Here is a 19,030-nt window from a genome sequence, read left to right on the forward strand (position 1 = left end):
TCTCCATGGCAGCCCGCCCGCCCCATCCGCAAGCCGAGGAGGGCGCCGCGGGCGCGCCCTTTCCGCCCGACCTGCACGACGCGCGCCACCTCTGGCTCAAGGCCGTGCTGCTGGCGGTCTGGGCGTCGGTCTCGTTCGGGGCCTGCTATTTCGTGCGCGATCTGGCATGGCGCGTGGGCGACTGGCCGCTGGGCTACTGGATCGCCTCGCAGGGGGCCGTGCTGGTCTTCATCGGCATCGTCGTGGCCTATTGCGTGGCGATGAACCATTTCGAGCGCATGGATGCCCGCGCCGCGGGCGCCGCACCCCAGGCCCCCGCCGCGCCGCCGGCCGCACCGCCCGGCCATGGCTGAGGGGCGCGGCGCCGGCTGGCGGCTGCACCGCATGCTCGCGCTCTATGCGCTGGGCGTCGTGGCCTTCCTGGCGCTGATGGCCTGGGCCGAGCAGCGCGGGCTCTCGCGCCACTGGATCGGGCCGATCTTCCTGTTCCTGTCGGTGATGGTCTATGCCGCCATCGGCGTCTATGGCCGCACGACCGACCCGGACGAGTACTACGTCGCGGGCCGGCGCATCCCGCCGTTCTACAACGGCATGGCGGCGGCGGCCGACTGGATGAGCGCCGCGTCGTTCATCAGCCTCTCAGGGGCGCTGTACCTGCAGGGCTTCTCGGGCATGCCGGGGCAGGCGGGCGGGCTGGCCTACCTGCTGGGGTGGACGGGGGGCTTCTGCCTCGTCGCGCTGCTGATCGCGCCGCACCTGCGCGCGATGAACCTCTACACCATCCCGGAGTTCTTCCAGGTGCGCTTCGGCGGGCGCTGGCCGCGCGTGATCGCGGCGCTCTCGGCGGTGCTGTGCTCGTTCACCTACGTGGTCGCGCAGATCTACGGCGTGGGCCTGATCGCCTCGCGCCTCACGGGCGTGCAGTTCGAGATCGGCATCATGCTGGGCCTGGGGGGCGTGCTGCTGTGTTCCTTCCTGGGCGGCATGCGGGCCATCACCTGGACCCAGGTCGCGCAGTACGTGGTCATCCTGCTGGCCTTCCTGATCCCCGTGTCCTGGCTGGCCTACAAGCAGCTCGGCAACCCGGTCGCGTCAGCGGTGTACGGCGCCCAGCTCGGCAAGATCGCGGCGCTGGAGCACGGGCTGCTCGACTCCCCGGCCGAGCGCGAGGTGGTGGCCGCCTACGAGCGCCGCGCCCGCGAGCTGCAGGAGCGCCTGCGCGACGTGGGCACGGCGCTGGAGCGCGAGCGCGAGGCGGCGCGCCTGCGCATCCACGCGCTGCGCGACCAGAACGCCGACGTCGGCCTGATCGTGGCGGCCAGCCGCGAGCTGGCGGCCCTGCCGCAGAGCGAGGAGGCCGCGCGCGAGCGCTGGACGCGGGAGATGCGCGAGAGCCTGGAGCGCATCCATCCCCTGGGCGGTCTGCCGCCGCACGGCCAGGCCTACGCGGGCGACCCGGAGGGCACGCCGGCCGAGCGGCAGGCCTACGAGGCATCGCGCCGCAATTTTCTCGCGCTGATGTTCTGCCTCATGGTGGGCACGGCGGGCCTGCCGCACCTGCTCACGCGCTACTACACCGTGCCCTCGGTGGCGGCGGCGCGCTCGTCGGTGGCGTGGTCGCTGTTCTTCATCGCGCTGCTGTACCTCAGCGCGCCGGCGCTGGCGGTGCTGGTGAAGTTCGAGGTCATGCAGAACCTCGTGGGCAGCCGCTTCGACGCGCTGCCCGGCTGGATCGGGCAGTGGTCGCGCGTGGACCCGGCGCTGCTCTCGGTGGAGGACGTCAACGGCGACGGCATCGTGCAGTTCGGCGAGATCCGCCTCGGGGCCGACCTCATCATGCTGGCCACGCCCGAGCTGGGCGGGCTGCCCTACGTGGTCTCGGGGCTGGTGGCGGCCGGCGGGCTGGCGGCTGCGCTCTCCACGGCCGACGGCCTGCTGCTCACCATCAGCAATGCGCTGGTGCGCGACCTGTTCTTCCACGGGCGCCGCCGGCCGGTCTCGCCCGAGCATCGCGTGATCCTGTCCAAGTTCGCGCTGCTGGCCGTGGCGCTGCTCGCGGCCTTCGTGGCCGCGCTCAAGCGCTCGGAGATCCTGCCCATGGTGTCGGCCTCGTTCTCGATCGCCGCGTCGGCCTTCGTGCCGGCGATGGTGCTGGGCATCTTCTGGCGCGGCGCGACGCGCCAGGGCGCGGTGGCGGGCATGCTCTGCGGCCTGGGGCTGTCGGTGTACTACCTGGCCGCGCAGACCGAGGCCGTCCACGCCGTGGCGCCCGCGTGGCTGCGGCTGGACGCGCCCTGGTTCGGCATCGATCCGGTTTCCGCCGGGGTGTTCGGCGTGCCCGCGGGCCTGCTCGCGACCTGGATCGTGAGCCTGGCGACCCGGCCGGCGCACCCCGGGCCTGCGGCGCCGCCCTGATCGCGGACCGCGCCCGCCCGGCATGGACAGAAACCCCGATTCACAAACCGCGGGGCCCATGCGACTCTGCTTCGCACTTCGCCGCGCCGCGGCTCCCGTGACCCAAGGTGAACCGTGCTTCTCGTCAAAACCCCCGCGGGCCAACTGGCCCTCAAAGACCGTAACGGCGGGCTCACGTCGCGCCAGCGGTCGGCGTTCATCTTGTTCGACGGCCAGCGCACGGTGGCCCAGGTGCTCGCGGCCACGGCGGCGATGGGCATCTCGATGGAAGACGTGCAGACCATGGTCGATCAGGGCCTGCTGGAGTCGCCGGGCGGCAAGGTGCCGGTCCTCCGGGCGGGTGCGCCGGCGGGCGACGCGGCGGCCGCGCCCGCACCCTCGCCCGGCGTGGGCATGGCCCTGGCGGACCGCTACCAGAACGCCTACCGGGTCGCCACGGAACTCACGGCCAGCCTCGGGCTGAAGGGGTTCCGCCTGAACCTGGCCGTGGAAGGGGCGCGCAGCATGGAAGAGCTCGCGGCCCTGGCGCCGAAGATCCGCGAGCTGGTCGGCGACGAGAAATACCGGCGCCTGCAGGAGGCGCTGTTCGGCTGACCGCGCGCCGGGGCGTGCCCGGCGCGGCGACCTTCGCGCCAGCGGGTCAGGGCTGGATGTCGACGCGGCCGTAGGCGCCGTTCACGCCCTTGTTGGGGCCGGCGATGTAGAACAGCGTGTTGAGCGGTTGCTGGTTCAGGCCATTGCCGAACGCGATGCCGCGCAGGCCGTCCACCCGCAGGACCGTGCCGTCGCGCCGGGCCAGCGCGCCGTTCCAGCGGCCGGTGGCGAAGTCGAAGGCATTGATCGTGCCGTCGCCCTCGTTGGCGATCAGCAGATTGCCGCTGGCGCCGCCGAAGTTGGCCGGTGCCAGGGCCACGCCCCAGGGGGCGTTGAGCGGTGCGCCGGGCGGCAGCAGGCGCTGGGCCAGCGTGCCGTCGGTGTTGAACACGTTCACCGCGCCCAGGCCGCTGCCGGCCACGGCGTTGCGGCGGTTGGTGTCCTGCTGCGCATAGGTCACGACGATGCGCGTGCCGATGGCCTGGATGCCGTAGGGCGCGTAGTCGGCGGGCAGCTGCGTGTCGGAGAAGCTGCCGGCCAGCTGCACCTTGCCGAACGACGCATTGAACACATCGACCTTGCGGTTGCGGAAGTCGGTGGCGTAGATGAAGTCCGAGCCGCCGTTGGAGGCGATGGCCAGGCCCTTGTACACGGCGCCGCCCGTGCCGTCGCTGTAGGTGACGATGGCGTTGTTCAGGTCGGCCGCGGGGCTCCAGCCGGAGATGCTGCCGTCCTCGCTGGAGAAGATGAAGCGGCTCGGGCCGGTCACTCCGCTCCTGGTGACCTGGAACCCGTTGCCGCCGCTGAAGACGATGCCCGTCGGATTGGCCGGGGCGCTGCCGGCGCCGGGCACGGTGACCACCAGCGTTTGCGGCACGCCGTTGCCGTCGTAGAGGGTGGACTTCTGGGTGGCCGTGGCGGTCACCCACACGAAGCCCTGCGGGTTGAAGGCGATGCCCCAGCCGTTCTTGAGATTGGCGTCCGTCTGGGTGGAGGGGATGCTGCCGTCCGAGACGACGGCCCGGGCGGTGAATGCGGTGGCGGTAGGGGCCGAATCGCTGCCGCCGCAGCCGGCGACGAGGAGAGCGGCTGCGGGGGCCAGGCCCAGCAGGAATTTGGAAAATTTCACGTGTACTCCACTGGATGTTGGCAGGAGGGGTCCTGCGCGCGTGGGTGCCGGGCGGCGCGTGAAAGGTTGCCGTGGTGCGGAAAGTGGAGCGGGGCGGGCCCGTGGGGCGGGCGCTGCCCACGCCCCAGGGCCGGCGGAACGGGGGAGGCGGGCCGCGCCGCCCGAAGCCTCGCCCCTGCCGGGCGCCGTGGCCGTCAGTTGCCGACGGCCAGCAGCTCGACGTCGAACTTGAGCGTGGCGTTGGCCGGGATCACGCCCCCCGCGCCGCGCGCGCCATAGCCCAGGCTGGCGGGAATGATCAGGGTGCGCTGGCCGCCGATCTTCATGCCCTGCACGCCTTCGTCCCAGCCCTTGATGACCATGCCGGCACCCAGGTGGAATTCGAACGGATCGTTGCGGTCGCGGCTGGAATCGAACTTGGCGCCCTGCTGGCCGTCGTTGTAGAGCCAGCCCGTGTAGTGCACGCGCACCGGCTGGCCGCGCGTGGCCTCGGCGCCTTCGCCCACGGTGGTGTCTTCGTACTGCAGGCCGGACGGGGTGGTGGTGAATGCCATCGCGAAACTCCTTGGTTTGCTATTGAAAATGTAGCTGCATGTCTAGCAGATACGGCGACATGAGCCCTGAATGGACCAAACCCGCGCGGGGGCGCGGGTCGGTGGGGTGGAGCGGGGCCTGAGGGGTATCAGGGCTTCGGCACCTTGGCGGCGCGGGCCGCGACCCAGCGGGTGGCGAAGGCCTGCACGTCGCTCAGGCGCTTGAGCAGGTCCACGCCCGAGGGGGTGACGATGTAGCCCTCGCTGCCGTGGTCGAGCAGGCCGGCCTCGCGCAGTTCCTTGATGCGGGTGTTGAGCGTGTTGGGGGTGATGCCGCCCACGCTGTCCTGCAGCAGCCGGAAGGTCTGCGGGTGGCCGTCGCGCAAGGCCCACAGCACGCGCAGCGCATAGCGGCATTCGAGTTTCTCGAAGAGCTGGTTGATGGCGGCGTTTTCCTTGGAGCTCATGGAAGCTTCTCCTTGCGCGGTAGAGAGAGACGGCGTCGCGTCAGGGGGTGCCCCCGGGACGCCGGGGAATATAGCGTGGAAATGATTTTGCTACAAGTTTAATAGCTCCAGAGGTATATCTGGCAGGCGCCTAGCGCAAAAAACTCAGGTGTTACCGGGTTGTTGCACTTCAGCCACGGGCCTGGTGGGGGCCGGCGGAGGGGGGGGGGGCGGGCCGGCGCCGCGGCGGGCCAGGTAATCCGCCAGCAGGGCCGCGGCGGCGGGCAGTTCGTCCTGCGCGCGCGAGCAGATGGCGAACCGCCGCCGGGCCCAGGGATCGCCGAGCGGCACCACCCGCACGCCGCCGAGGGCCGCGAAGGGCTCGGCCACCTCGCGCGGCACCACGCTGATGGCGAGGTTGGCGCGCACCACGCGCAGCGCCGCATCGAAGTTGGAGACGAACACGCGGTGCACCAGCGTGCGCCCCTCCAGCGCGGCCGCGCGCGCGAGCAGCACCTGCACGGCGCTGAGCCCCGGCATGCTGACGAACTCGTGCTCCAGCACATCGGCGAAGCGCACGCTCCCGTGCCGCGCCACCGGATGGGAGGGGTGGGCCGCGATGGCGAGGTGGTCGCTGCGGTAGGCGCGCGTGTGCAGGCCCTGCAGATCGGCCGCATCCCAGCAGATGCCCAGCGAGGCGCTGCCCTCGCGCACGCCGCGCACCACCTCGGGGCTCACGCGCTCTTCCATGCTCACCTGGATGTCGCGGTGGGCCGGGTCCTGCAGGAACGCCGCCACGTCGTCGGCCAGCGATTCGGCCATGACCGAGGCCGTCACGAGCATGCGCACGTGGCCGCGCACGCCGGAGGCGAAGCCCGCCATGTCCCGCTCGATGCGGCCCATGGCGGCGAGCATCCCGCGCGCGTGCTCCAGCAGCGTCTCGCCCGCCGGGGTGGGGGCCACGCCGTGGCGCTTGCGCACCAGCAGGCGCGTGCCCACCGCATCCTCCAGTTGCGCGAGCCGCTTGCTGACGGCCGAGCCCACGATGGAGGCGTGCTCCGCCGCGCGGGCGATGTTGCGGTGCTCGCACACGGCGACGAACAGCCGCAGGGTCTGCAGATCGAGAGGGCGCATGGATTGAGGTGTTCCGTAATGGAAATGCTGGGCTTCCAAGATTGATTCCATGGAGTTTGTGGGAATTTCTAGAATGCCCTCACCATCGCTAACCCTGGATGGCGCGAGGAGACAAACCTTATGACCCGGATTTCCCACGAGGCCGGCACGCCCGGCCCCACCGCGCCGCAGCGGCCGCGCGCCCAACTGCGCGAGGTCGGCCTGCGCGACGGCCTGCAGAGCATCGCCACCATCCTGCCCACGGCGCGCAAGATCGAATGGATCGCCGCGGCCCACGCCGCCGGCCTGCGCGAGATCGAGGTCGGCTCCTTCGTGCCCGCGCGGCGGCTGCCGCAACTGGCCGACACGGCCGAGGTGCTGGCCTTCGCCCTCGGGCTGCCCGGCATCACGGCCTCGGTGCTGGTGCCCAACCTCCAGGGGGCCGGGCGGGCGCTGGAGTGCGGCGCGCACCTCATGGTGGTGCCGCTGTCGGCCAGCCATGCCCACAGCCTCGCCAACCTGCGCAAGACCCCCGACGAGGTGGTGGCCGAGGTGGGCCGCATCCGCGCCGCGCGCGACGCGGCCGGCCACCGCACGCTCATCGAGGGCGGGGTGGGCACGGCCTTCGGCTGCACGCTGCAGGGCGACGTGGCCGAGAGCGAGGTGCTGCGCCTGATGCAGGCGCTGCTGGACGCGGGGGCCGACCGCGTGAGCCTCGCCGATACCGTGGGCTATGCCGACCCGGACGGCGTGCGCCGCCTCTTCGAGAAGGCCCGCGCCCTCGTCGGCGACCGGCTGGCCTGCGCGCATTTCCACGACACGCGCGGCATGGGGCTGGCCAACGCCTATGCGGCCTGGCAGACCGGCGTGACCCGCTTCGATGCCAGCCTGGCCGGCATCGGCGGCTGCCCGCACGCGCCCGGCGCCAGCGGCAACGTGTCCACCGAGGACCTGGCCTTCATGCTGGAGCGCATGGGCGTGGACACGGGCCTGCAGGTGCCCGCGCTGCTGGCGCTGCGCGGGCACCTGCAGGGCTGGCTCGCCGGCGAGACGCTGCATGGCACGCTCTGGCGCGCGGGCCTGCCCACGGGCGGCCTGGTGGCGCAGGCGCCATCGCGGCAGCCCGCGCCCGCTCCGGCCTGAGGCAGACTCCGGCCCGGCGCTTTGCGCGCCGACCTTCCTGATCCGTTTTCCGCTTCGCGCTCCGGAGCCGCTTTCATCATGACCGCACCCGATACTTCGCCGCCCGCTTCCGCCCATCCCCTGCCGCTGGCCGGCCTGCGCGTGGTGGAGTTCACCCACATGGTCATGGGCCCCACCTGCGGCATGGTGCTGGCCGACCTGGGGGCCGAGGTCATCAAGGTGGAGCCCGTGGAGGGCGACCGCACCCGCCACCTGCTGGGCGCGGGCGCGGGGTTCTTCCCCATGTTCAACCGCAACAAGAAAAGCATCGCCATCGACCTGCGCAGCCCCGGGGGGCTCGAGGTGGCGATCCGCCTCGCATCCTCGGCCGACGTGGTGGCGCAGAACTTCAAGCCTGGCGTGATGGCGAAATACGGCCTCGACTACGCGGCGCTCTCGCGCCTGAACGAGCGGCTGGTGTACGTGAACCACGCGGGCTTCCTGCCCGGGCCCTACGAGCACCGCACGGCGCTCGACGAGGTGGTGCAGATGATGGGCGGCCTCGCCTACATGACCGGGCGCCCGGGCGATCCGCTGCGCGCGGGCACGAGCGTGAACGACATCATGGGCGGCATGTTCGGCGCCATCGGCGCGATGGCCGCGCTGATGCAGCGCGCCGCGACGGGGCGGGGCCAGGAGGTGGACTCCGCGCTGTTCGAGAACAACGTCTTCCTGGTGGGCCAGCACATGATGCAGTACGCCGTCACCGGGCAGCCCGCCGCGCCCATGCCGGACCGCATCTCCTCGTGGGCGGTCTACGACGTGTTCAGCGTGCAGGGGGGCGGGCAGATCTTCCTCGCGGCGGTGAGCGATGCGCAGTGGAAAACCTTCTGCGACGCCATGGGCTACGCGGACCTCCTGGCCGACCCCGCGCTGGCCCTGAACAACGACCGCGTGCGCGCCCGCCCGACGCTGCTGCCCGAGCTGCGCCGCCGTCTCGCGGAGCACACGGCCGAGGCGCTGGCGGCGATCTTCGAGCGCCACGGCCTGCCGTTCGCGCCCATCCTGCGGCCCGAGCAGCTCTTCGACGATCCGCACCTGAACGCCACCGGCGGGCTGGCCGAGGTCACGCTGCCCGACGGCGAACGCGCCGGCCAGACCGCGCGGGTCACGCTCATGCCGCTGCGCATGGATGGCGAGCGCCTGCCGGTGCGCACCGATCCGCCGCGCCTGGGCCAGCACACGCGCGAGCTGCTCGAAGGCCTGGGCTATGCGCCCGGCGCCATCGCGGCGCTGCAGGAGGCCCGCGCCGTGGCCTGACGACCGACCGATTCCCCCGGGCCTTTCCCCGACCAAGCGCGGCGTCCGTCCGCGCGGCCCGCCACAATGATGGAGACATCCGCATGCCGATCCCGCACCCGAACCCGCTCGCCGTGCCCGTGGGGGCCGCCGCTTCGCTCACCCGCCGCAGGGCGGCCGCCTGGACCGCCGCCCTGGTGGGCGCCGCGGGATGGGGCGGGCTGCGGCCCGCGCGGGCCCAGCCCCCGGCCGACAGGCCGCTGCGCGTGATCCTGCCGCTGTCGGCCGGTTCGGGCGCGGACGGCGCCATCCGCGCGATCGGCAACAGCCTCTCCCGGGCGCTGGGCCAGCCGGTGGTGATCGAGAACCTGCCGGGCGCGGGCGGCATCACGGGCACGGCGCAGATCGTGCGGGCGCCCCGGGACGGCTCCGTCATCGGCGTGGTCTCCAACAACCACGTGGTGAACCCGAGCGTGTACAAGAACATCCCGTTCGATTCGCTGGCCGACATCACCCCCATCACCATCCTGGGCGCCACGCCGTTCGTGCTGATCGCCCATCCCTCGGTGCCGGCCACCAACGTACGGGAGCTGATCGCCTATGCGCGCTCGAAGCCCGGCGTGCTCAACTACGGATCGTCCGGCAACGGCACGATCCTGCACCTGGGCGCGGCGATGTTCGTGGACCAGGCGAAGCTGGACATCAGGCACATCCCGTACAAGGGCATGGGGCCGCTCATGAACGACATCCTCGGCGGGCAGGTGCAGCTTGGCGTGGTGGCGGCGGCACCGGCCGCGCCGCACATCAAGTCCGGGGCACTGCGGGCGCTGGGCGTGACCACCGCGGCGCGCGTACCCATGCTGCCAGGGGTTCCGACCATCGCGGAGCAGGGCCTGCCGGGCTTCGAACTGGACGGCTGGATTGCGCCCGTGGGGCCGGCCGGGCTGCCCAAGGCCGAGCTGGCGCGCCTCTATGCCGGCTTCAAGGCCGCCATGGAGATGCCCGAGGCGCGCGACGCGCTCGTCGCCCAGGGCTACGAGATCAAGCTGACACCGCCCGAGCAGGCCGCGGCCTTCTTCCGCAGCGAGGCCGCGCGCATGGCGCAGGTGGTCAAAAACGCCAACGTGCACATGGATTGATCGATCCGGGAGGGGCGGACGGCACGGCCCCTGGTCTGGTTTCACGGTAACGGGCCGTCAGATTGTGCAAATCTTCTAATGCACTGCATGCCATGCCGGCATGCGGCGGACGCTAGGCACGCCCCGCGAATCCGCCCGCAGGCCGCATGCCGCAAGGGTTTCCGGGGTGCGGGACCGGTGCGGCGCTGGCGGGCGGGGGCCGGTCGGCGTGAATCGGGTTGATGGTGTCCCGCATGCGACAGCGCCTACCATCGGCCCGCCGTCGCGCATCTGCCCGCCTTTCGGGGGCTGCCGCGCGTGCCGGCGCCCCTCTTTCAACCGTCCACCCAGGAAGGACTTCCATGACGACCCAGAACCGTCTCCGCACCCGAACCCTCGTCATCGCCTCGGCCCTGTGGGCCGCCTGCGCCGCGACCGCGCATGCCGATGACAAGCTGAACACGCTGGCCGCCATCCAGCATGCCCTGGAAGACGGCGACAGCGTCGCGGTGGCCATCGATCTTTCGCAGTGCGTGCCCCAGGGCGATGCGGCGCCTTCGCAGACGCGCGGCGGGCGCCGCATCGAGGCCTACCGCATCGTGGCGGACGGCACGCTGTCCTTCGGCGAGTCGCACACCACCGTGGCGCGCGACGGCCAGCCCATCCTCCAGTTCATGCGCTACCAGGTCCGTCCGGACCAGACGGTGGACTTCACCACCTACATGTTTAACCTGCCGGGCTACGACCAGAGGACCGTGCCGGCCACCTACCGCTGCGCCATCGGCCAGGGCATCAAGTTCCGCAAGGACTGATCGGGCGTTATCGGCCGGCGGGCGGAACGCCCGCCGGCGCGATGCCGGCGGCGTCGCGTCCCGCCGCCAGGCTCCAGAGCGTTTCGGCGGCCTCGGCCATGCCCGCGCGCTGGCGGTAGAGGCGGATCTCCACGGGCACGTCCCACGCGGCGGGCCCTGCGGGCACCAGGGTGCCGGCCCGCAATTCCTCCGCGATCAGGCTGTGGGGCAGCCACGCGAGGCCCCGGCCTTCCAGCGCCATGGTCTTGAGCAGGGCCGCATGGTGGGCGGTGAAGACCACCGAGATGTCGCAGGCGATGCCGGGCGCGGTGCCGTCCTCGAACACGCCCTTGAGAAGCGCCCGCATGATGCGCCCCAGCCCCGAAGCATCGCTGTACGCCAGCACGCAGAGCGTGCCGCGACCGGACGCCGGTTGCGGGCTGTCCAGGGCGTGCAGGGGCGTGCCATCGCTGCGCGGCACCGACACGGGCCGCAGCATGTCGTCCGCGAGGCGCGCCACGGGATAGCCCGCCTCGTCGAGCCGCCCCGGCACGGCCGCGTGGCCGTGGCAGAGCACGAACTGCACGCGGCGCTGCAGCGCCAGGTCCTCGCAGGCGCGGTAGCTGTCGGACACGGTCTGGATCGGGCCCAGGCGCAGCTGCGACTCCAGGCCTCCGAGCCAGCGCGGGAAGAAGGTGAGCGAGAGCACGTGGGTGGCGGCGAAGCGCAGGCTCGCGGCCGCCTGTTCGTGCGCCGCGCGGGCCTTGATGCGCGCGGCCTCCAGGCGCGCGAGCACGTCTTCGAGCAGGGGCTGGAAGCGCTGGCCCGCCGCCGTGAGCGCGGCGGGGTGCGCGCTGCGGTCGAACAGCTCCGTCCCGACCCATTCCTCCAGAGCCCGGATGTGCCGGCTGAAGGCCGGCTGGGCGATGGAGCGGGCCTCGGCCGCGCGCGAGAAATTGCCGCTCTCGGCCAGGGCGAGGAAATCCTCCAGCCATTCCAGATCCAGCGGTCGGTTGCCTGGGCCCATGCGTCTCCTCGAACGGGATAGTTGTATGCGATTCGGGTATTGGACGGCCCGCCAGGGCCGGGGAATGATCCGTGGCGTCTGCTTCCACACACCACAACGGAGACTGTTGAATGCCTTCCATCGCGAATTATCGCGGGATCATCCCCGCCATCTCGTGCCCCTTCACCCCCGACCACCGCATCGACGAGCCCGCCCTGCGCAAGCTCGCCTCGTGGCTCGCGGGCCATGAGGGCGTGGTGGCCATCATGACCAACGGCCATACGGGGGAAGTGTTTTCCCTGACCCCGTCCGAACGTGCCGAGGTCACGCGCATCGTGGCCGACGAGCTCAAGGGCCGCATGCCCGTGATCTCCTCCATCGTCTGCGAGGGCCTGGCCGAGGCGGCCGAGCATGCGCGCGCCGCCCAGGCCGCGGGCGCCGTGGCGCTGGACGTGATGCCGCCGCACCACTGGCTGCGCTTCGGCTTCACGCCGGGCCACGCGCTGCAGTATTTCGAGGCCATCCACAAGGCCGCGCCCGGCCTGGATCTCGTGTGCCACGTCTATCCCGCCTGGACGCGCGCGTCGTATTCCTCGCAGCTGCTGGCCGATCTGGCCAAGCTGCCCTATGTGCAGGCCTTCAAGGTGGGCCAGCGCGACATGAACAAGTACGCCCGCGACATCCAGGCGATCCGCGAGGCCGATGCCTCCAAGGCCATCCTGACCTGCCACGACGAATACCTGCTGGCCTCGATGGTGCAGGGCGTGGACGGCGCGCTGGTGGGTTTCGCCACTTTCATCCCGCAGCTCATCATCGACCTATGGAACGCCGTGAAGGCGGGCGACCTGAAGCGCGCCATGGAAGTGCAGGCCGTCATCACGCCGCTCAAGGACGCGGTCTACGGCGGCGGCGAGCCCACGGGCGAAGCCCATGCGCGCATGAAGGGCGGCATGTACCTGGCCGGCGTGATCGCCGACGCCACCGTGCGCCCGCCCACCGAGGCGCCCAACGCCAAGGAGATGGATGCCCTGCGCGCCGCCGTGAAGCAGGCGGGCCTGCTCCAGCGCTGACGGCGCTGCCGCCGGGGCCTCCCATGCGGGCGGCCCCGGCGGCGAACGCTCCGCACGGAGCGCGGTCCGAGAAACCATAAGAGACGACAGGAGACAAGCACATGCAACGCAAGCACTTTCTTCGCATGGCGCTGGGCGCCGTGGCCCTGGCGGCCGCGGCGGGCGGCATGGCCCAGACGTATCCGAACAAGCCGGTGCGGGTGGTGATCCCGTTCCCGCCGGGGGGCACCCTGGACGCGGTGGGCCGCATGCTGGCCCAGAAGCTCGGCGAGCAGATGGGGCAGTCCTTCGTGATCGACAACAAGCCCGGCGGCAGCGGGGTGATCGGCGGGGACGCGGTGGCCAAGGCCGCGGGCGACGGCTACACGCTGCTGTTCAGCGCATCCACCCTCACCACCGCGCCGATGACGCTCAAGTCGGTGCCCTACAACGTCACGCAGGATTTCGCGCCGGTGGCTCTGGTGGCCAAGGCGCCGCTGTCGGTGGCGATCAACAAGGACCTGCCGATCACGGACGTGAAGTCGCTGATCTCGTACGCCAAGGGCCATCCGGGCAAGATGACCTTCGCCGTGGGCTCCATCGGATCGGCTGGCCACCTCTCGACCGAGCTGCTCAAGCGCGCGGGCAAGATCGACTACCTCATCGTGCCCTACAAGGGCACGGCGCCGGCCTTCCAGGACCTGATCGGCGGGCAGATCGACGGCTTCATCGACCCCATCCTCGGATCGCTCCAGTACCACAAGAGCGGCATGCTGCGCGTGGTTGCCGTGACCTCGGCCCAGCGCGTGCCCAACCTGCCCGACGTGCCCACGGTGGCCGAGACCATTCCGGGCTACGAGTTCTACAGCTGGTACGGCCTCTGGGCGCCCGCCAAGACCCCACCCGCGCTGATCCAGCGCCTCAATGCCGAGGTGAACAAGGCCCTGGCCGAGATCGGTCCCAAGCTCAAGGAACAAGGCCTGCTGACCACGCCGGGCAGCGTGGAGGATTTCGCCAAGTTCCAGCGCAGCGACATGGAGCGCTCCCAGAAAATCGTGACCGAGGGCAACATCCGTGCCGACTGACACGCCCACCGGAAGCGGCCGGCGTGCCGCCGTGACGGGCAGCAGCAGCGGCATCGGCCGCGCCATCGCCGAATCGCTGCTGGCCGCCGGCTGGCGCGTGAGCGGCCTGGACGCGGCGCCCCCGGCCATCGCACATCCGGCCTTCGATGCGCTCACCGTGAACCTGGCGGATGGCGAGGCCATCGCGCAGGTGGTCGGCAACCTCGCGGACATCGACGCACTCGTGCACGCCGCCGGCGTGCTGCGCGTGGGCTCCCTGGGGCAGTTGGACCTGGCGGGCGGCGAGCTGATGTGGCGCCTGCACGTGGACGCCGCCACGCGCCTGGCCGACGCCCTCGTGCCCGCCATGGCCGCGCGCGGCCACGGCCGCGTGGTCTTCATCGGCAGCCGCGTGGCCCAGGGCATGCCGGGGCGCGGGCAGTACGCGGCCACCAAGGCGGCGCTGATCGCGCTGGCGCGCAGCTGGGCGGCCGAGGTGGCCGGGCAGGGCGTGACGGTGAACGTCGTCTCGCCCGCCGCCACGGCCACCGGCATGCTGAGCGATCCGGCCCGCGCCGGCAGCGCGCCGCGCCTGCCGCCCATCGGCCGCCTCATCGAGCCCGCCGAGATCTCCGCGCTTGTGGGCTACCTGCTGTCGCCGCCGGCGGCGGCCATCACCGGGCAGGACATCGCCATCTGCGGCGGCTCCTCCCTGGCCCGCTGAAGTTTTTCACGTCCTCTTCTTTTCTCCGATCACCATGAAAATCGTCGACATCCTCGAATCCACGCGGCCCATCAAGTCCGACATCCGCAACGCCTACATCGACTTCTCGAAGATGACCCTGAGCCTCGTGGCGGTGGTCACCGACGTCATCCGCGACGGCCGGCCCGTGATCGGCTACGGCTTCAATTCCAACGGCCGCTACGGCCAGGGGGCGCTGATGCGCGACCGCTTCATCCCGCGCGTGCTGGAGGCCGACCCGGCCACGCTGGTGGACGACACCGGCGAGAACCTCGACCCGCACAAGGTCTGGGCCCGCATGATGATCAACGAGAAGCCCGGCGGCCATGGCGAGCGCTCGGTGGCCGTGGGCACCATCGACATGGCCGTATGGGACGCCGTGGCGAAGATCGCCGGCAAGCCGCTCTACCAGTTGCTGGCCGAGCGCTACGGCACGGGCACGCCCAATCCGCGCGTGTTCGTCTATGCCGCCGGCGGCTACTACTACCCGGGCAAGGGCCTGGATGGCCTGCGCCAGGAGATGGAGGGGTATCTGGCGCGCGGCTACTCGGTGGTCAAGATGAAGATCGGCGGCGCCACGCTGGCCGAGGACTGCGAGCGCATCGAATCGGTTCTCAAGATCCTCGGCCCCGGCCAGCAACTGGCGGTGGACGCCAACGGCCGCTTCGACCTGCAGACCGCCATCGACTACGGGAAGGCCCTCTCGCAATACCCGCTCTTCTGGTACGAAGAGGCGGGCGATCCACTCGACTACGAGCTGCAAGCCCGGCTGGGCGAGGTCTATGCCGGCCCCATGGCCACGGGCGAGAACCTGTTCTCGATGCAGGATGCGCGCAACCTCATCCGCCACGGCGGCATGCGCCCGGACCGCGACTGGCTGCAGTTCGACTGCGCCCTGAGCTACGGCCTCGTGGAATACCTGCGCACGCTGGACATGCTGAAGGAGAACGGCTGGTCGCCCAGCCGCTGCATCCCGCACGGCGGCCACCAGATGTCGCTGGCCATCGCGGCCGGCCTGGGGCTCGGCGGCAACGAGAGCTATCCCGACCTGTTCCAGCCCTACGGCGGCTTCCCCGACGGGGTGAAGGTGGACAACGGTTACGTGACCCTGCCGCCGCTGCCGGGCATCGGCTTCGAGGGCAAGTCCGACCTGATCTCGGAAATGCGGGCCCTGGCCGCGTGAGGTGAAATCGCTCCCTGGCGAGGGGCGGCGGCGCCTCGCCAGGAGCTCCTGCCGAGGGCAGCCGTGCAGCACCCCCCGACCCTGCACAGCAATCGGGTGCTATCTAATTGATAGCTACATGTCGGTGTAAATACTGAGGCATGGTGCATTTCTGCTCCACAATCGCGCTGTCCCAACTCTTCCAAAGCCTGGCTCCGCGGCGCGTTGCCGGGCTTTGCGCCAATGGATCTGCGCACGCTCCGAGTCTTTGTGGAAATCGCCCGGCGCGGCAGCCTCGCCGAGGCGGCCAAGGCCGTCTGCGCGACGCAGTCCGCCGTGAGCAAGGCCATGAAGGGCCTGGAAGCGGAGATCGGCGTCCCGCTGCTGGTGCGGTCCGGGCGCGGCAAAGTGCTGACGCCGGAGGGTGAGGTGCTGAGCCGCCGCGCGCTCAACATGCTGCACGAGTTCGAGGCCCTGCAGGGGGAGCTGTCCGAACTGCAGCAGCTGCAGCGCGGCCGGCTGCGCATCGGTTTTCCGGGCATGGCGCCCGGCTCGTGCCACGCGGGGCTGTTCTCGGAGTTCCGCGAGCGATATCCGGGCGTCGAGGTGGCTGTGTCCGTGGAGCCCATGGACCGGCTCGATGAGCATCTGCGCTCCGGCGAGCTCGACCTGGCCCTGCTCGTGGCGCCGCGCAGCCCCGATCTCGACTGGCAGTATCTGTGGACCGAGCCCATGGTCGCCGTGCTGCCGGGCGATGGCGTGCCCGACCGGGTGTGGGGTATCAGGGCAGCCGCGCTGGCGCGGTGGCCGCTTCTCCTTTTTCGGGAAGGCCGCGCCGTGAACGAGGCGCTGCTGGGGGCCTTCGGGCGCAAGGGGCTGAAGCCCCAGGTGTCGCTGATGGCCGCGGGGCCGGCGGAGTTCGTGCTGGAGCTGGTGGCGCGGGGCCTGGGCGCGGCGATCCTGCCGAGGGCCGCCGCGCGCTGGAGCGAACGGGGTGACGTGCGCTGCCTGCCCATCGAAGACATCGCATCGATCTGGCATTTCGCCCTGGCCTGGCGCCGTGGGTCCATGCCGTCGAGCGCGGCGCGTGCCTGGCTCACCCTGGCCGAGGCGCATGCCCAGGGCCGGCGCCGCGAGGGGCTGCACGTGCCCGGCATTTGCCCCGGCGCCACCTGGGATTGAGGGTACCGCGTCAGCTCACGGCCAGCAGGCGCACGTCCGGCACGGCATGCCCCAGCGCGGCGGCATGGGGCGCCTGCGGCGGGAGCGCGTGCGCCGTGCCGCCCGCATCCTGTGGCAGGCGGAACTGGGCCACCACCTTGGCGAGCGATTCGGCCTGGAACTTCAGGCTGTCGGCCGCTGCGGCGCTTTCTTCCACGAGCGCGGCGTTCTGCTGCGTGACCTGATCGAGCTGCTGCACCGCATCGCCCACCTGGTTGATGCCGCTGGACTGCTCGGCGCTGGCGGCGCTGATTTCCGCCAGCAGCGTGGAGACCTCGGTGACCTGGGTGACGACGTCCTCCATCGTGCGGCCCGCCTGGGCCACGAGCTCGCCCCCCGCGTTCACGCGCGAGACGCTGGCCTCGATCAGTCCCTTGATTTCCTTGGCGGCCTCGGCACTGCGCTGCGCGAGGCTGCGCACCTCGCTGGCCACCACGGCGAAGCCGCGGCCCTGCTCGCCGGCCCGGGCGGCTTCCACCGCCGCGTTCAGCGCCAGGATGTTGGTCTGGAAGGCGATGCCGTCGATCACGCCGATGATGTCGGCCATCCGTCCGGAGCTTTGCTTGATGTCGTCCATGGTGCGGACCACGTCCTGGACGACCGTGCCGCCTTGCGAGGCGACGGTCGATGCCCCCGACGCGAGCTGGTGGGCGCGCCGTGCCGCATCGGCGTTCTGCTGCACGGTGGAGGTGAGTTCCTCCATCGAGGCGGCGGTCTCTTCGAGGTTGCTCGCCTGCTCTTCCGTGCGCTGGCTCAGGTCGGTATTGCCGTTGGCGATCTGCACCGAGCCCGTGGCGATGGAGTCCGAGCTCATGCGCACGTTGCCCACGATCCGCACCAGCCCCGTGTTCATGTGTGCCAGGGCCGTCAGCAACTGCCCCACTTCATCGCGCCGCCCGGTGGCGATCCGCGAGGTGAGGTCGCCGCCGGCCACCGCCTCGGCCACCTGCACCGCGCTGCGCAGCGGGTGCGTGATGGAGCGGGCGATGAGCCAGCAGAGAGCAAAGGCCAGCAGTGCCGCCGCGCTGGCGATGGCGGCGACGGTGATGCGGCCCGTATAGACCTGCTGATCCGCCTGGTCGCTGGCGTCGGTCATCACCTTCTGCTGGTGGTCGGAGAGCTTGTCGATGGAGTCCATGAACTTCAGCTGGGCCGGCCGCAGCGCCGCCTCCAGATGCTCGCGGGCTTCGGGGGACTTGCCATCGCGCATCAGCTGCAGAAAACGGTCCACCTCCTGGAGGTAGGTCTTGCGTGCCGTCTGGGTGACCGCCAGCAATTCCGCGCCGGTCTGGGAGCGAACCAATTGCGACAGTTGCGAGAAGAGGGATGTGACGTTTTCCCGGCTCTGGAGAATGTGGCGGGTTTCCTGCGCCCGCGTTTCCGCGGCCTCGAAGATGACCATGTTGCGCGCGTAGCGCGCCTGGGCGTCCACTTCGTCGCTGATTTCCGAGAGCAGTTTCACCTTGGGGTAGGCATCGCGCGTCACCATGGTGAGGGCGCTGTTCACGCTGTTCAGCGCACCCAGCGAGAGGGCCGCCACGAGGCCCAGCATGGCGATGACGGCCAGGAAGGCCAGGCCGATGCGGTAGCCGATGCGGATGTGGCCGAAAAATGAAGTCTTGTCGCTCATCACCGTTGTACTCCTGCGAAACGAAACAAAGGAAGGGAGAACGCGCCGTGCGGTAAGCCGCGCGCCGGCAGGCAATGCCGGTGCGATATGCGCCAAGGCGCACGCGGATGGCGGAGTGGCGATCAGGAGTCCCGTGTGCGGTACTGCCGTCGTGGGGCAGGCCTTGTCCTTTTTCTGCTTTCTGACCTTGCTGGCTGCAAGGGGGACATGCACGGCATGTGCCGCCAGAAAGAGTTTATGTTTCTTTCTGAAACATGGAAAAGCGAATTTTTGGAAAGTCAGCCATGATCCGGTGGAAAGTGTCAACCTGCCGCCGGTCGGTCCGCTCCGGCCGGCCACCAGTGCTGGGTCGGTGCCCGTGACTGGCGGCCCTGAAAGAAAGCCCCCATGCTCCCTCGGTGCCCCCCAGGAGCGCGCTTGTCATCTCGGGGCGGCTCGGCGATGAAAAAGGGCCCCCACGCTCCCTCGCTGCGCGGGGTCGCTGCCCCCCAAGGGCAATGCCAGTCAGATAAGCCCTTGGAAGTCTGATGGGAGCTAAAAAGGGAACGTGTGCAACACGTTCCCTTTTTGCTTTGCGCCTGCTCGAAAACACCCTG

18 protein-coding genes are annotated in these 19,030 nt (G+C 70.7%); 12 read left to right on the top strand and 6 right to left on the bottom strand.

Annotation, left to right across the window (positions count from 1 at the left end; all coding sequences use genetic code 11):
- Positions 1 to 5 precede the first annotated feature (5 nt).
- From AX018_RS14900 to AX018_RS14910, 3 genes are all read left to right on the top strand, one after another.
- A complete protein-coding gene (locus tag AX018_RS14900) occupies positions 6 to 353 on the top strand; it encodes a DUF4212 domain-containing protein (protein ID WP_111878519.1) in 348 nt (115 codons plus the stop codon).
- On the top strand, positions 346 to 2,415 hold the full coding sequence (locus AX018_RS14905; protein WP_111878567.1) for a VC_2705 family sodium/solute symporter: 2,070 nt from the start codon (positions 346 to 348) through the stop codon (positions 2,413 to 2,415). Before AX018_RS14900 ends, AX018_RS14905 begins: the two co-directional genes overlap by 8 nt.
- A 114-nt stretch (positions 2,416 to 2,529) precedes the next feature.
- Complete coding sequence (locus AX018_RS14910) at positions 2,530 to 3,009, top strand: hypothetical protein (protein ID WP_111878521.1); 480 nt, start codon at positions 2,530 to 2,532, stop codon at positions 3,007 to 3,009.
- A gap of 46 nt (positions 3,010 to 3,055) precedes the next feature.
- On the opposite strand, the gene AX018_RS14915 is transcribed toward AX018_RS14910, so the two are convergent.
- The 4 genes from AX018_RS14915 to AX018_RS14930 form a co-directional block, all read right to left on the bottom strand.
- Entirely contained in the window at positions 3,056 to 4,138 is a 1,083-nt protein-coding gene (locus AX018_RS14915; protein ID WP_111878524.1) for a TIGR03118 family protein, read from the bottom strand.
- 194 nt (positions 4,139 to 4,332) lie between these two features.
- Positions 4,333 to 4,692: an FKBP-type peptidyl-prolyl cis-trans isomerase gene (locus AX018_RS14920; protein ID WP_111878526.1), complete on the bottom strand. Its 360-nt coding sequence runs from the start codon at positions 4,690 to 4,692 to the stop codon at positions 4,333 to 4,335.
- A 128-nt stretch (positions 4,693 to 4,820) separates the two neighbouring features.
- Positions 4,821 to 5,138: a winged helix-turn-helix transcriptional regulator gene (locus AX018_RS14925; protein WP_111878528.1), complete on the bottom strand. Its 318-nt coding sequence runs from the start codon at positions 5,136 to 5,138 to the stop codon at positions 4,821 to 4,823.
- A gap of 144 nt (positions 5,139 to 5,282) precedes the next feature.
- On the bottom strand, positions 5,283 to 6,251 hold the full coding sequence (locus AX018_RS14930; protein WP_245951563.1) for a LysR family transcriptional regulator: 969 nt from the start codon (positions 6,249 to 6,251) through the stop codon (positions 5,283 to 5,285).
- 120 nt (positions 6,252 to 6,371) lie between these two features.
- On the opposite strand from AX018_RS14930, the gene AX018_RS14935 reads away from it, so the two are divergent.
- From AX018_RS14935 to AX018_RS14950, 4 genes are all read left to right on the top strand, one after another.
- Entirely contained in the window at positions 6,372 to 7,373 is a 1,002-nt protein-coding gene (locus AX018_RS14935; protein ID WP_111878531.1) for a hydroxymethylglutaryl-CoA lyase, read from the top strand.
- A 78-nt stretch (positions 7,374 to 7,451) separates the two neighbouring features.
- On the top strand, positions 7,452 to 8,672 hold the full coding sequence (locus AX018_RS14940) for a CaiB/BaiF CoA transferase family protein (RefSeq protein WP_111878533.1): 1,221 nt from the start codon (positions 7,452 to 7,454) through the stop codon (positions 8,670 to 8,672).
- Between the two features lie 83 nt (positions 8,673 to 8,755).
- Positions 8,756 to 9,790, top strand: a complete 1,035-nt coding sequence (locus tag AX018_RS14945) for a tripartite tricarboxylate transporter substrate binding protein (protein WP_111878536.1) — start codon at positions 8,756 to 8,758, stop codon at positions 9,788 to 9,790.
- Positions 9,791 to 10,131: 341 nt separating this feature from the next.
- On the top strand, positions 10,132 to 10,581 hold the full coding sequence (locus AX018_RS14950; RefSeq protein WP_111878538.1) for a VirK family protein: 450 nt from the start codon (positions 10,132 to 10,134) through the stop codon (positions 10,579 to 10,581).
- A 7-nt stretch (positions 10,582 to 10,588) separates the two neighbouring features.
- Here AX018_RS14950 and AX018_RS14955 read toward each other — a convergent pair whose 3' ends face one another.
- The gene (locus AX018_RS14955; protein WP_111878541.1) at positions 10,589 to 11,587 is read right to left on the bottom strand and encodes a LysR family transcriptional regulator; all 999 of its coding nucleotides are present in this window, start codon (positions 11,585 to 11,587) and stop codon (positions 10,589 to 10,591) included.
- A gap of 110 nt (positions 11,588 to 11,697) precedes the next feature.
- On the opposite strand from AX018_RS14955, the gene AX018_RS14960 reads away from it, so the two are divergent.
- The 5 genes from AX018_RS14960 to AX018_RS14980 all read left to right on the top strand — a co-directional run bounded on the left by AX018_RS14960 (position 11,698) and on the right by AX018_RS14980 (position 16,765).
- On the top strand, positions 11,698 to 12,636 hold the full coding sequence (locus AX018_RS14960; protein ID WP_111878543.1) for a dihydrodipicolinate synthase family protein: 939 nt from the start codon (positions 11,698 to 11,700) through the stop codon (positions 12,634 to 12,636).
- A gap of 101 nt (positions 12,637 to 12,737) precedes the next feature.
- Positions 12,738 to 13,700 carry a Bug family tripartite tricarboxylate transporter substrate binding protein gene (locus AX018_RS14965; RefSeq protein WP_111878545.1) on the top strand — a complete coding sequence of 321 codons (963 nt, stop codon included), beginning with the start codon at positions 12,738 to 12,740 and terminating at the stop codon, positions 13,698 to 13,700.
- Positions 13,690 to 14,403, top strand: a complete 714-nt coding sequence (locus AX018_RS14970) for an SDR family NAD(P)-dependent oxidoreductase (RefSeq protein ID WP_111878548.1) — start codon at positions 13,690 to 13,692, stop codon at positions 14,401 to 14,403. Before AX018_RS14965 ends, AX018_RS14970 begins: the two co-directional genes overlap by 11 nt.
- A gap of 34 nt (positions 14,404 to 14,437) precedes the next feature.
- Positions 14,438 to 15,604, top strand: coding sequence for a mandelate racemase/muconate lactonizing enzyme family protein (locus AX018_RS14975; RefSeq protein ID WP_111878551.1), 1,167 nt, complete (start codon positions 14,438 to 14,440; stop codon positions 15,602 to 15,604).
- 222 nt (positions 15,605 to 15,826) lie between these two features.
- Complete coding sequence (locus tag AX018_RS14980) at positions 15,827 to 16,765, top strand: LysR family transcriptional regulator (RefSeq protein ID WP_111878553.1); 939 nt, start codon at positions 15,827 to 15,829, stop codon at positions 16,763 to 16,765.
- A gap of 10 nt (positions 16,766 to 16,775) precedes the next feature.
- On the opposite strand, the gene AX018_RS14985 is transcribed toward AX018_RS14980, so the two are convergent.
- Positions 16,776 to 18,434 carry a methyl-accepting chemotaxis protein gene (locus tag AX018_RS14985; RefSeq protein ID WP_111878556.1) on the bottom strand — a complete coding sequence of 553 codons (1,659 nt, stop codon included), beginning with the start codon at positions 18,432 to 18,434 and terminating at the stop codon, positions 16,776 to 16,778.
- Positions 18,435 to 19,030 lie beyond the last annotated feature (596 nt).

Source organism: Paracidovorax anthurii (genome assembly GCF_003269065.1).
In the GTDB taxonomy this organism is placed as follows: domain Bacteria; phylum Pseudomonadota; class Gammaproteobacteria; order Burkholderiales; family Burkholderiaceae_C; genus Paracidovorax; species Paracidovorax anthurii.